Source organism: Neobacillus sp. WH10 (assembly GCF_030123405.1).
GTDB lineage: Bacteria > Bacillota > Bacilli > Bacillales > Cytobacillaceae > Neobacillus.
In genome coordinates this window covers 4,263,420-4,275,862 of record NZ_CP126110.1, presented here as the reverse complement: position 1 = coordinate 4,275,862, position 12,443 = coordinate 4,263,420, and the positions used below count along the sequence as shown (strand labels likewise).

The following is a 12,443-nucleotide window of genomic DNA, read 5'->3' as shown; positions in this document are numbered from 1 at the left end:
GGATTTCATTGTGACAGTAGAATGGGTTGCAGCACGTAAATATGAAGAAATTTTATATGAGACTTATAATGGAATTGCGAAAATCACAATAAATCGACCACATGTACATAACGCATTTACACCGAAAACGGTAATGGAATTGATTGACGCTTTTGCTTATGCACGAGATGATTCGAGTGTTGGAGTAATTGTGTTAACGGGTGCCGGAGATAAGGCGTTTTGCTCCGGTGGCGATCAAAAGGTAAGAGGACATGGCGGCTATGTTGGCGACGATCAAATTCCGCGCTTAAATGTTCTTGATTTACAGCGTTTAATCCGTGTAATTCCTAAACCAGTTGTTGCAATGGTAAAAGGTTATGCCATTGGCGGCGGTCATGTTTTACACATTGTGTGTGATTTAACGATTGCTGCTGATAATGCCGTTTTTGGACAAACTGGTCCGAAAGTTGGCAGCTTTGATGCTGGTTATGGCTCAGGCTATTTAGCAAGAATTGTCGGCCATAAAAAAGCCCGTGAAATTTGGTATTTATGCCGTCAATACAATGCCCAAGAGGCTCTTGATATGGGCTTAGTCAACACCGTTGTTCCTCTTGAGCAAGTAGAAGAAGAAACGATTAAATGGTGTGAAGAAATGCTTGAGAAAAGTCCAACTGCTCTGCGTTTCTTAAAAGCAGCATTTAATGCAGATACAGACGGTTTAGCAGGCATTCAGCAATTTGCCGGAGATGCAACATTGCTTTACTATACAACAGATGAAGCGAAAGAAGGCCGCGACGCCTTTAAAGAAAAGCGCAAGCCAGATTTCGGACAATTCCCGCGTTTTCCTTGATCAAAAGTTTTTGGGCAGCAGCTTGATGGTTATCCATCAGGCTGTTTTTATATAAGACTAAAAGCTGAAGTAGAGAGGTCTAAGTGGGTGTTGTGGGAGAAAAACCGCAGAAAAGTCGATGTAGAGAGGCTCTACGTGGGTGTTGAGGATGAAAAACCGCAGAAAAGTCGATGTAGAGAGGCCCTACGTGGGTGTTGAGGATGAAAACCCACAGAAAAGTCGATGTAGAGAGGTTCTACGTGGGTGTTGAGGATGAAAAACCGCAGAAAAGTCGATGTAGAGAGGCCCTACGTGGGTGTTGAGGATGAAAACCCACAGAAGAGTCGATGTAGAGAGGCCCTACGTGGGTGTTGAGGATGAAAACCCACTGGAAAGTCAATGTAGACTGTAGGCATTGGTGAAATTCCAAGAAAGTCCTACGACACAAAGTTGGTCGGTATAAAAGGAAGCGCGATAGCTACAGATAAAGAAGGTGTAAAATGCCAAACGAAACAATGCCAAATTTTTTAATGAAGCGAGCATTTCTAACTCCTGAAAGGACAGCAGTGTATTTTCAGGAACAGACTTTAACATTCAAAGAGCTTTACCATCGTTCTCTTAACGCAGCAGGCCAGCTCCAGGCATTCTGTATACAAAAAGACCAATATGTAGGGGTTTTATTGAAAAATCACCTTGATACCATAGTGATTTTATTTGCTCTCCAGCTAATAGGGGTGAAAGCGGTTATATTGAATAATCGTTTAACCGCAGCGGAACTAATTTGGCAATTGAAGGATTCGAAAGTGTCGCTTCTTATTCTTGAAGACTATTTTACGGAAATCCATTTGGAAATTAACCAACAAATTTCATCTTTAAACACTGTCACTAAAACTCGTTTATTTCAAATAGAACCATTAGTGCCAGCCATTGTAGACGAAATCAGCCTTTCTGATATCTGTACAGTCATGTATACCTCAGGCACAACAGGAAACCCAAAAGGTGTCATGCAGACATATGGAAACCATTGGTGGAGTTCTGTTGGCTCAGCATTAAATTTGGGTTTTATGGAGAGCGATTGCTGGCTTTGTACCGTTCCTCTTTTCCACATTAGCGGATTCTCCATTCTCATGCGCAGTGTCATTTATGGTATGCCGCTTGTCCTTCATGAAAACTTTAATGTGGAACAAACGATAGAGGATATACAAGCAAAAAAGGTTACAATTATGTCAGTGGTAGGAACCATGCTGACTCGAATTGTAGAATCGTTAAAGGGCAGACGGCTTCCGGATTATTTCCGCTGCATGCTTCTAGGAGGAGGTCCTGCACCACTGCCATTACTTCAATCATGTGTGGAAAAAGAAATACCTGTTTTTCAAACGTATGGTATGACAGAATCCTCCTCACAAATTGTGACACTTTCTCCGGAATACAGCTTAACAAAGCTTGGTTCAGCAGGAAAGCCTCTATTCCCGTCACAGCTCATGATTGAAAATGTAAATGGAAGCCCGGCTGCATCAGGTGAAGCTGGTGAAATTGTGGTAAAAGGACCAAATGTTACACCAGGATATTTATATCGTCCGGAAGCAACAACTGAAAAATTCCGTGATGGCTGGTTTTATACGGGAGATATCGGCTATTTAGATGAGGAAGGATTTTTGTACGTCATCGATCGGCGTTCTGATTTGATTATTTCAGGTGGAGAAAATATCTACCCTGCTGAAATCGAAGCAGTTTTATTAGCCCATCCTGCTGTTGCTGAGGCAGGGGTGACAGGTATTGATGATGCGAATTGGGGGCAAGTGCCAATTGCCTTTATTGTAAAAAGGGAAGACTTTAAAATATCCGCGGACGAGCTTCAACAATTTTGCTTGGCTAGGCTTGCCAAATACAAAGTACCAAAGGCTTTTTATTTTCCCGAAAAACTGCCAAGAAATGCTGCTAAAAAACTGCTGCGAAGAACACTGCGAGAGTGGGTGGCCGATCATGAAGATAGCATCGATTGAACTTTTTGTTATTCAAATGCCCTTAAAGTCTCCATTTCTGACGCATTTAGGCGCTGTGAATAATCGTGAGGGGATCATCGTAAAGGTAACGAACTCAGAAGGTCTTTCAGGGTTTGGGGAAGGGGTGGCATTTTCAACGCCGTGGTATACGGAAGAAACGGTGGCAACCAGTTTACATATGTTAACAGATATTTTGATTCCATTGCTGCAAAAACATCCAATTGACCATCCTGAGGAGGCATCACACCTTTTCAGCTCGATAAGAAGAAACAATATGGCGAAGGCAGCCTTAGAAACGGCATTATGGGATTTGTATGCGAAGGTCAATACAAAGTCCCTTTCAAAAATACTTGGAGGTACTCGCCCAGTTATTGCTTCAGGTGTGGTGGTAGCGACAGATTCCGCGGCAAACGCATTGCGCCAAATTGAACAATATGTTACAGAGGGGTATCAGCGTATTAAAGTGAAAATTAATCCAAATCAGGATTACTCTTTTCTAGCAGAAATCCGCAGCCATTATCCTGAGCTGCCAATCATGGCGGATGCTAATTCAGCTTATTCGTTAAAAGACATAGATCGCTTAAAAGCTTTAGATGAATTTAACCTGATCATGATTGAGCAGCCGTTGGCTCACGACGATATCATCGAACATGCTCTATTACAAAAGGAGATTCGAACACCTATTTGTTTAGATGAAAGCATCGTCACGTTTGATGATGCAAGGAAAGCAATAGAGTTCGGAAGCTGTAAAGTAATTAATATTAAAGTGGGCCGGATTGGCGGGCTGTATGAAGCAATACGAATTCATGATTATTGTTTTGAAAAAGGGATTCCGGTCTGGTGTGGAGGAATGATTGAATTCGGAATTTCCCGCGCACATAATATTGCGCTTGCTTCCCTCCCAGGGTTTTCAATTCCAGGTGATATTTCCGCATCGGGCCGTTTTTGGGAGGAAGATATTATTTCACCGGAAGTAACCGTTGAAAATGGATATATTCATGTTCCATTGAACTCCGGTATTGGGTACGAATTGAATGAAAAAAGGCTGCAGAAAGTATTATTAACAAAAAGATCATTTACTTTTTCATAAGAAAAAGAACCAGGCTACATAGTTTGCCTGGTTTTTACTATTCTAGCCGATAGGAAAGTATTACTTTCCTATTAGGCATAAGTGCAACTACGCCTCTGGCTTCGCCCTAACGAGCTCGCCAATCGGCGAGTTTTCTTTATAAATCACTTGGTTTGAAGGTATGACAATCGGTTTCTTTCGTCGAATCCGCGGTATTACCTGTATGGCTGACAACATATATTTGATCGGCACTACATTTATTGCCATTAGCCCAAAACGTGCAGTTATTTACTTCACACAAAACATCCTTTGCCATTCGTATCACTCCTTAAAGTATCGGTAATACAGTTATAGCATTTGAAGTTTATCAATTGTGCATTCCAGAAGGTGGTAGGAAAATGATACGAGAAATGGACAATTTACCAAATACTTTCACAATTAATTATTTAAGGCAGTTTTTAATGTTTCAAGATTTGCCTTCATCAATGAAAAATATGTTTCTTTTTCCTTGATATTGTCCTTGGATAAAATAGCTAAATTATGAATTGGTAATGCTTTTGCACCAATTTCTTTTTGGACGACTTTGCCTAGTTTTGATTGGACATTTTGTTCAAAAAGAATATAGTGTAAACCATCATGGTCAGCGGTAGAGACTATTTTCTCAAGTTCTTTTTGTGTTGGTTCATTCGTTGTCGAAAGCCCAGAAATACTAATTTGTTCAATACCATAACGTTGTTCCCAATAACCAAACGCAGCATGCGTCACAATTATTTTTTTATGCTTCGCACTTGAAATGGTTTGCTCGTATTCGCTGTTCAATTCATCTAACTCTGCTGCAAGCTTTTGATAATTTTCATTGAAAAAGTCTTTATTTTGCGGCATCTTTTTTGTTAACGAATCACGGATAACCGCAGCCATTTCTTTTGAATAAATCGGATCAAGCCATACATGTGGATTTACATCTCCATGGTCATGGTCCTCATGTCCTTCCCCTTCCTCAGCTGTATGTTTATCTTTTGGTAATTTCAATTTATCGGCCGTAGGCACTAACGTAACATCTTCGTTTTTTAATGTCCCTTTTGCGTTTTCCACAAAGCCTTCAAGTCCCAGCCCAATGTAGAAAAATAAGTCTGAATCGGCCAAATTCATCATATCTTTTTGGGATGGTTCAAATGAATGTTCATCAGCACCTGGAGGATAGATGGTTTTTACATCTACATATTTACCGCCAATTCGTTCAGTAAAGTATTGAAGTGGATATACTGTTGTATAAATGGTTAATTGATTCTTCTTTTTTTGTGACTGCCCTTTATCATTCGTACAAGCGGATAAAATAATGCTCAATGGTAATAAAAAAGAAAGAAAAATGATTATTTTTTTCATATTGACTCCTTATAGTTGATTAAATCGGATTAATTACGATTTATAATTGAAAAAAATTTACTTAGGAAAGAAATAAGTGCATAATACGGAACGATTCCGATTTCCATTAGTATCTTACAAAAAAAATATCCTAAATGCAAGTATAAAATTTGTTTCAAACATAACAGATTATGTATTCTTAAATAGAAAGGGGAGTAAAAAATGAATAACTTATTGAACGAGATTCTAGACCACAATAAGAAATTTGTAGAAAATCACGAATATGAGAAATATGAAACAACGAAATTTCCAAATAAGAGAATGGTGATCCTAACTTGCATGGATACACGTTTGTTAGAATTACTGCCAAAAGCCTTAAACCTGGGAAATGGTGATGCTAAGATTATTAAAGACGCTGGTGCCCTCGTTTCACATCCTTTTGGAAGTGTGATGAGAAGTATACTGATTGCGGTATATCAATTACAGGCACAGGAGGTTTTGGTGATCGGTCACCATGATTGCGGTATGAGCGGCTTAAAAGCGGAACCTGTGATTGAGACCATGAAAGAACGGGGAATATCCGAAGAAACCATTAATACACTTTCCTATTCAGGAATAGATATTAAACAGTGGCTTCACGGTTTTGATAATGTGAATGAGAGTGTCGAGCACAGTGTAGGAATCATTAAAAATCATCCGTTAATGCCAAAGGGTGTTCCTGTTCATGGATTGGTCATCGATCCAAAGACAGGAAAGCTTGACTTAGTTGAGGATGCTTATAAACATTAATCCTCCTTTTTTTCAGGGACAGGATCAAATCCTCCAGGATGGAAGGGATGACATTTTAAAATTCGCTTAATCGTCAGCCAGCCGCCTTTTAAAGCACCAAAACGTTGAACCGCTTCTAATCCATAATGCGAACATGTAGGATAAAACCGACATGTTGGTGGTTTTAATGGCGAGATGGCAACTTGATAAAAACGAATTATTGAAAGAAAAAATTTTTTCAACATGGATTTGTCTCCTTTTTTTAATTACTTACAAGATACCATAAATTCTTCTAAATTGTTAATTATAACTAAGTGGATGAAAAAGGTCGGGTTTTATTGTATGATAAATAGGTAGATATGAAAAGGAGTGATATGCATGCCATCAGTTGAAAGCTTTGATTTAGATCATAATGCCGTTAAAGCCCCTTATGTGAGACATTGTGGTGTCCATAAGGTAGGGAGTGACGGTGTTGTTAATAAATTTGATATCCGTTTTTGCCAGCCAAATAAACAGGCTATGAAGCCTGATGCCATTCATACACTGGAGCATTTGCTAGCATTCAACATTCGTAAGCATTCGGAAAAATATGATCACTTCGATATTATTGATATTTCTCCAATGGGCTGCCAAACTGGCTATTATCTTGTTGTCAGCGGCGAGCCTACTGTTGAGGAAATTATTGATCTTCTTGAGGACACAATGAAGGAAGCAGTTGAGATTGTCGATATCCCTGCTGCCAATGAAAGACAATGCGGCCAAGCAAAACTGCATGATTTAGAAGGTGCCAAGCGCTTAATGCGTTTCTGGCTTGAGCAGAGCAAAGAAGACCTAAAACAAGTTTTTGCTTAATGTTTCTATAATTGATGTAAAAAAATTCCTATTCAATACGAATAGGAATTTTTCTTATCCCTTCTTTTGTTCCTGGTTAAGGTCCTTTTGACTTTCCTCCTGGTTCATGAAAGGATTATCATCTAATGAATCCACAGTATGTTTATAGGAGTATGCTTTTGAAGTGGTAATGACCGCTAGAAGCAAAACCACGATGACAATAATAATACAAACCACTAAAACTGTATACATGTCTCTTCCCCCTTTACCTCACATTGTACCATGAATTTTGTTTGATTAATGACAAAATTGCATAAAGGAAACTCGCCGATTGGCGAGCCACTAGGGGCGAAGACAGAGGCGCAGTTCCACTTATTATTTCTTATTAGTCAAAAAAGGAAGCATGGCAGCTTCCTTGGAATGTTGGTATGTAACATCAATGAATATTTCTAGGATAATAAGTATGTGTACGATGCTGTCCGTACTCTTCTTGGGCAAATTTACCTTTTAAGCTTTCGATGAGATAAAGACCCATTAAATCGTAAAGTTCTTGTTTACCCATCTCCTGGATTAACGAGAGAAGATCTTCATGTGACATCTCTTCTAAAAAAGCAAATGTCAGCATGTCAATATCCTCTTCATCCCCTGTTAACTTGTTTCGGTACATCTCATATAATTCATCGACTAATTTCATTACTACACCTCCATTATTAAAAATATATACTATTATTGATTTCCCATAAAAGGATGAAATCATCCCTGCCATCAATTATAAAATTGACTGAAAAATCTGTTTTCTTGATTGTATGTTTATTATATCGTATTCATTTCTAAAAAATGAGTCGAAATTTGAAAAAGAATAAATTTTATCTATCTGTACATTACTAAAAAGTAAAAGGGGATGATGCAATGGACGAACAGAAGAAAACATATTATATTGATGTTGGAACCGGCCATATAACAAGAAATGCCACAAGTTCCACTTGGAGCTATAAAATTCAAGCAAATGATGGAGAAATTACTCAATTACGCGAGCTGTTTGACCAAAACTATTCAACAGAGTGGATAAACTTTTTTCGGGCTCATGTTCCATATGTTCAATATCATTATGATCGGGAAAACGATGCCTACGACAATACGATTCAACAAGTGTATGGTATCCTGCATGAACTTGGTGATGATGAAGCAAAAAGACATATCGAGAGCATGAATATACTACCGAAATAATACTTTTGAGGGAAATCCAAAACTTTAGGATTTCCTTTTTGTTGTTTATAATTATAGCATAATGAAAAAAATGGGGCGGGTTAATTGATGAAACATTTTTTTGATCGTAACAGGAACAAGGTTGAACTTTCTTTTTCAAAAGGTATCTTCGAAGAGGAAGTAAAGCATGTGCTGGTTATTTGTCAATATAAGGATAGTTGGTTTTTAACGAATCATAAACAACGGGGTCTTGAATTTCCCGGTGGAAAAGTGGAAATAGGGGAGACACTTGAAGAGGCAGCACGAAGAGAGACATATGAGGAGACCGGGGCAATTCTTGACGGCTTAGAATTTATTGCTGAGTATAGGGTTTCTAATCACAATGGATCATTTGTTAAGGCAGTCTTCTGGGGAACGGTTAAAAGGGTGGAGATAACTAATACCTACTTTGAAACAAATGGACCTGTTGCAGTGAATGGGGATATTTTGCAGCTGCGGTTTGGGGATGACTACAGCTTTATCATGCAGGATAAAGTCATCGAAAATTGTATAGATCGTATAAAACAGTTTCAAATCAAAAAGGAATAGCCGTAATTACTATTCCTTAATGAGTTTTTTTTCTAAAAGATCCACAAGCTGATACATAATCGTGGCAATTAAAGCTATTACTAAAAGTGATAAGAAAACGAGGGTAAAATTAAATACTTGGAAACCGTAGATAATCATATATCCAAGGCCGCGAGACGATACAAGGAATTCTCCAACAATGACGCCCACCCATGATAAGCCGACATTTACCTTCAAGGTCGAGATAATTGTCGGAAAGCTTGCAGGGAGAATGGCTTCTTTAAAGCATTGAAAACGCGTTGCTCCAAAGGTTTGCAGCACTTTTAAATAATTTGGATCCACCTCTTTAAATGAGGTATAAACGACAATGGTAGTAATGATGATCGAGATAATCGCACCCATGGCAATAATTGATGGATATCCTGGACCTAGTGCCACAATCAAAATCGGGCCAAGGGCTACTTTCGGCATCGCATTTAGGACAACGAGATATGGGTCAAGAATTTTTTGCACCAGCGGTGACCACCAGAGAATGGCCGCTAATATCGTACCAAGTAAGGTACCAAGAATAAAGCCAAAAATGGTTTCCGTTAGGGTCACTCCAGTATGTGATAATAATGACCCATCTTGCATTTTATCCAAAAATAAATGCAAGATTTTAGAGGGCGAACTGAAAATCAGCGGATCAATCCATTGCTTTTGACTTAATAGTTCCCATCCGGAGAAAAAAACGATAATGATGACGGCTTGATAAACACGAACCCATCTTTGTTCGATTTTTAAAGAATGAATGTAGTTAGTATGGAGGAGCTCTACCTTATTCTTTTCCTTGCTCAAGAGACTCCAACTCCTTCCATATGGCCTGAAAGATACTTTGGAATACTTCATGATTTCTTGCTTCAAACGGGGAAACCGTTCTTAATTCCTCCGGCATGGTAAAGGTTTTATAAATCCTGCCTGGCCTGGGTGAAAGTAAAAAGACGCGATCACTCATCGCAATGGCTTCACCGATATCATGAGTAACGAGAATGGCAGTTTTACCAAATTCATCTAATGTTTGCGAGATTAGATCTTCGAGTTTCAGCTTAGTTTGATAATCTAAGGCTGAAAAGGGTTCATCAAGCATGAGTAATTTAGGTTCAGTGGCAAGCGTCCTTACAAGGGCTGCCCGCTGTCTCATACCGCCAGATAATTGTTTTGGCAGTTGTTTTTCCACACCATTTAATCCGATTTGATATAAAAGGTTTAATGCGGCAGATTTGGTTTTTTCATTAAGCTGCTTTGATAGCTTCAATCCCATAAGGATATTTTCTTCAATTGTTTTCCAAGGAAACAAATAATCCTGCTGGAGCATATATCCGATTTGATTTTTTGATGTTGATACGGGCTTATTTTCTAACATAACTGTGCCTTGGGTCGGTTTAAGCAAACTCGAAATGATGGACAGCAGGGTCGTCTTTCCACAGCCACTTGGGCCAAGAAAGGAGACAAATTCTCCTTCCTCAACCGTGAGTGTTATATCGGAGAGGGCCGTGGTGGCAGAGGCTTTGGTGAAATAGATATGATGTATATCTTGAACTTGTAAAAAGCTCATTTAAACGGCCTCCCTTTCCTATTATTTATTAATGACTTTTTTTGCAATTTCAGTATTCACAAGCGTTTTATGATCTACTTTTTTCGGCAGTTCGCCGGCTTTTTCCATTATGTTTTGCAGATTTGCCCATTCAATTGTGTCTAAGATTGGGTCTTCTGCATACGAGCCTTGGCTCTTATAGCGCTCGACAACGGTTGTCATGATCTCAGGATCTGTATCGGGAAAGTATGATTCAACCGCTTTGGCAATTTCTTTGGCACTATGGGATGCCACCCACTTTTGCGCCTTATAAACGGCTCTTGTGAATTTTTCTATCGTTTCTTTATTCTTTTTCATATAGCTTTCTTTCGCCATAAAAGTTGTATATGGTACATGGCCGGATTCTTTCCCAAAGGAAGCGACGATATGGCCTTTCCCTTCTTTTTCAAAAATACTTGCCGTAGGTTCAAATAATTGAACGAATTCTCCTGTACCTGAGGCAAAAGCATTTGCAATATTTGCGAAGTCAATATTTTGGATTAAATTTAAATCTTGATGTGGGTCAATGCCATGCTTCTTTAAGACAAATTCACCAACCATTTGCGGCATGCCGCCTTTACGCTGGCCTAAAAAGGTTTTTCCTTTTAATAGACCCCATGTGAAATTATCTATTTTATCCCTGGCAACAAGGAATGTGCCGTCAGTTTGTGTCAGCTGCGCAAAATTGATGACAGGGTCATTAGCGCCTTGGGCGTAAACGTAAATCGATGTTTCCGAACCAACCAAGGCTACGTCTGCCCCCCCTGAAATAAGGGCTGTCATCGTTTTGTCGCCGCCGGGAGTTGTAGTTAGGGTAATGTCTAACCCTTCAGCTTTGAAAAATCCTTTTGCTAAGGCAACATATTGCGGGGCATAGAAAATGGAACGGGTAACTTCCGCAATTCTTACCTTTTCCAATTTCTTAGGCTCCGTTTTGGAATCATTATTACAAGCAACTAAAGAAAACATGAGGATAGCAATGAGAAGAAAGGAGAAACTGAACTTTAACGATTTTTTCATCAAATGAACCTCCTTAATACCGTTAAGAAATCTGGGCTAATTGCCTAAGATATCGTATGAAAAGGAGAAGAATGTGTGAATGCCCAATAACATAAAATTTTTTTAAGGATGGAATGCAGATGTACATAAATAATGGAAAAATCCTTAAACAAACACGTTTTCCTTCGCCCAATCCTTATGTTGAATTAACTATTATTACATACCTATCAAATGGATTAAGGGTGAAAGGGATGCTTGCAGCTCCAATCGGTGATGAACCCATGGATGGATTCCTTTATTTACGAGGCGGCATTAAGAATGTTGGAAAAGTACGTCCTTCCCGGATTGCTCAGTTTGCGGCAGAGGGTTTTATTGTATTTGCGCCATACTACCGTGGTAATCAAGGCGGGGAGGGAAATGAGGATTTTGCAGGGGAGGACAGGGATGATGCGTTTGCTGCTTTTAGGCTGTTAAAATCTCTTTCAAGGGTTCGAGATATCCATATATTTGGCTTTTCACGCGGTGGTGTAATGGCGCTGCTGACTGGTATTCACTTCCCTGAAGCAGCATCTGTTGTTACTTGGGGCGGAGTGAGTGATATGACCCTAACGTATAAAGAGCGGAAAGATTTGCGGAGAATGATGAAAAGGGTCATTGGTGGTACTCCTGAGAAGTTTCCAGAGCGGTATCAGGAGCGTACACCACTTTATCAATTGGAGAAGCTTTCAGCCCCAGTCCTTATTATTCATGGTGTAAAGGATCATAATGTGTCAGTAGAGCATGCATATCGCCTTGAAAGAAGATTAAGGTCACTAGAAAAACCAGTTGATGGTTGGTATTTTTCCGAGTTTACACATTATTTTCCACCAACAGAGAATAGAAAAGTTGTAGAGGATTTGACAAAGTGGATGAAAAATCAGAACAAATGATGGTAATATATAGTTAATACAAACAGAGGAGCGGATTTTTTTTATGGGAATGCCCCTTGAGTTAAATACGATGATCGTGACAAAAGGCAGGGAGAAGAGAATAGAGGAAAATCTTTTTGTGCTTGAGAAGGAAGGATACAGACTATATCCGATCGAGATTCCTATTGATGTAAGAAAAACGAAGGACAGTGATTCAAGTGGAATCGCAGAGATTAAAAAAGTGGAATGGGAAAATAGCGTTACAACGTTAACTTATCAATTAATTTCATTGAATTCGACGAACTGAGCA

At 39.1% G+C, this 12,443-nt stretch carries 17 protein-coding genes; 9 read left to right on the top strand and 8 right to left on the bottom strand.

Going from position 1 to position 12,443, the window contains the following annotated elements:
- Window positions 1–10 precede the first annotated feature (10 nt).
- From menB to menC, 3 genes are all read left to right on the top strand, one after another.
- Window positions 11–829, top strand: a complete 819-nt coding sequence (gene menB, locus QNH20_RS20915) for a 1,4-dihydroxy-2-naphthoyl-CoA synthase (RefSeq protein ID WP_283919888.1) — start codon at window positions 11–13, stop codon at window positions 827–829.
- 479 nt (window positions 830–1,308) lie between these two features.
- A complete protein-coding gene (locus QNH20_RS20910; protein WP_283919887.1) occupies window positions 1,309–2,811 on the top strand; it encodes an o-succinylbenzoate--CoA ligase in 1,503 nt (500 codons plus the stop codon).
- Window positions 2,792–3,901, top strand: coding sequence for an o-succinylbenzoate synthase (menC, locus tag QNH20_RS20905; protein WP_283919886.1), 1,110 nt, complete (start codon window positions 2,792–2,794; stop codon window positions 3,899–3,901). The genes QNH20_RS20910 and menC overlap by 20 nt, the downstream gene beginning before the upstream one ends.
- 136 nt (window positions 3,902–4,037) lie before the next feature.
- Here the strand turns inward: menC and QNH20_RS20900 are convergent, their stop codons facing one another.
- On the bottom strand, window positions 4,038–4,196 hold the full coding sequence (locus QNH20_RS20900; RefSeq protein WP_283919885.1) for a DUF1540 domain-containing protein: 159 nt from the start codon (window positions 4,194–4,196) through the stop codon (window positions 4,038–4,040).
- 122 nt (window positions 4,197–4,318) lie between these two features.
- Window positions 4,319–5,263, bottom strand: a complete 945-nt coding sequence (locus QNH20_RS20895) for a metal ABC transporter substrate-binding protein (RefSeq protein ID WP_283919884.1) — start codon at window positions 5,261–5,263, stop codon at window positions 4,319–4,321.
- Between the two features lie 201 nt (window positions 5,264–5,464).
- On the opposite strand from QNH20_RS20895, the gene QNH20_RS20890 reads away from it, so the two are divergent.
- Window positions 5,465–6,031, top strand: coding sequence for a beta-class carbonic anhydrase (locus QNH20_RS20890; RefSeq protein WP_283919883.1), 567 nt, complete (start codon window positions 5,465–5,467; stop codon window positions 6,029–6,031).
- On the opposite strand, the gene yidD is transcribed toward QNH20_RS20890, so the two are convergent.
- Window positions 6,028–6,255, bottom strand: coding sequence for a membrane protein insertion efficiency factor YidD (yidD, locus tag QNH20_RS20885; RefSeq protein ID WP_283919882.1), 228 nt, complete (start codon window positions 6,253–6,255; stop codon window positions 6,028–6,030). The genes QNH20_RS20890 and yidD overlap by 4 nt on opposite strands.
- A 133-nt stretch (window positions 6,256–6,388) precedes the next feature.
- Between yidD and QNH20_RS20880 the strand changes: the two genes are divergently transcribed.
- Window positions 6,389–6,862 (top strand): S-ribosylhomocysteine lyase, encoded by a 474-nt coding sequence (locus QNH20_RS20880; protein ID WP_283919881.1) that lies wholly within the window; start codon window positions 6,389–6,391, stop codon window positions 6,860–6,862.
- Window positions 6,863–6,916: 54 nt separating this feature from the next.
- On the opposite strand, the gene ytzI is transcribed toward QNH20_RS20880, so the two are convergent.
- Window positions 6,917–7,093: a YtzI protein gene (ytzI, locus tag QNH20_RS20875; RefSeq protein ID WP_283919880.1), complete on the bottom strand. Its 177-nt coding sequence runs from the start codon at window positions 7,091–7,093 to the stop codon at window positions 6,917–6,919.
- A gap of 184 nt (window positions 7,094–7,277) precedes the next feature.
- Window positions 7,278–7,535, bottom strand: coding sequence for a DUF6154 family protein (locus tag QNH20_RS20870; RefSeq protein ID WP_283919879.1), 258 nt, complete (start codon window positions 7,533–7,535; stop codon window positions 7,278–7,280).
- A 215-nt stretch (window positions 7,536–7,750) separates the two neighbouring features.
- Between QNH20_RS20870 and QNH20_RS20865 the strand changes: the two genes are divergently transcribed.
- Both QNH20_RS20865 and ytkD read left to right on the top strand, forming a co-directional pair.
- Window positions 7,751–8,068, top strand: coding sequence for a hydrolase (locus tag QNH20_RS20865; RefSeq protein ID WP_283919878.1), 318 nt, complete (start codon window positions 7,751–7,753; stop codon window positions 8,066–8,068).
- A gap of 87 nt (window positions 8,069–8,155) precedes the next feature.
- Window positions 8,156–8,635 (top strand): RNA deprotection pyrophosphohydrolase, encoded by a 480-nt coding sequence (gene ytkD / locus QNH20_RS20860; RefSeq protein ID WP_283919877.1) that lies wholly within the window; start codon window positions 8,156–8,158, stop codon window positions 8,633–8,635.
- A 9-nt stretch (window positions 8,636–8,644) separates the two neighbouring features.
- Here ytkD and QNH20_RS20855 read toward each other — a convergent pair whose 3' ends face one another.
- From QNH20_RS20855 to QNH20_RS20845, 3 genes are read right to left on the bottom strand one after another with little or no spacing between them, the layout of a single operon-like run.
- Window positions 8,645–9,451 carry an ABC transporter permease gene (locus QNH20_RS20855; protein WP_283919876.1) on the bottom strand — a complete coding sequence of 269 codons (807 nt, stop codon included), beginning with the start codon at window positions 9,449–9,451 and terminating at the stop codon, window positions 8,645–8,647.
- Window positions 9,432–10,208, bottom strand: a complete 777-nt coding sequence (locus QNH20_RS20850) for an ABC transporter ATP-binding protein (protein ID WP_283919875.1) — start codon at window positions 10,206–10,208, stop codon at window positions 9,432–9,434. The genes QNH20_RS20855 and QNH20_RS20850 overlap by 20 nt, the downstream gene beginning before the upstream one ends.
- A 21-nt stretch (window positions 10,209–10,229) precedes the next feature.
- Window positions 10,230–11,246, bottom strand: a complete 1,017-nt coding sequence (locus QNH20_RS20845) for an ABC transporter substrate-binding protein (protein WP_283919874.1) — start codon at window positions 11,244–11,246, stop codon at window positions 10,230–10,232.
- Window positions 11,247–11,365: 119 nt separating this feature from the next.
- On the opposite strand from QNH20_RS20845, the gene QNH20_RS20840 reads away from it, so the two are divergent.
- The gene (locus QNH20_RS20840) at window positions 11,366–12,154 is read left to right on the top strand and encodes an alpha/beta hydrolase family protein (protein WP_283919873.1); all 789 of its coding nucleotides are present in this window, start codon (window positions 11,366–11,368) and stop codon (window positions 12,152–12,154) included.
- A gap of 43 nt (window positions 12,155–12,197) precedes the next feature.
- A complete protein-coding gene (locus tag QNH20_RS20835; RefSeq protein ID WP_283919872.1) occupies window positions 12,198–12,440 on the top strand; it encodes a DUF2584 domain-containing protein in 243 nt (80 codons plus the stop codon).
- Window positions 12,441–12,443 lie beyond the last annotated feature (3 nt).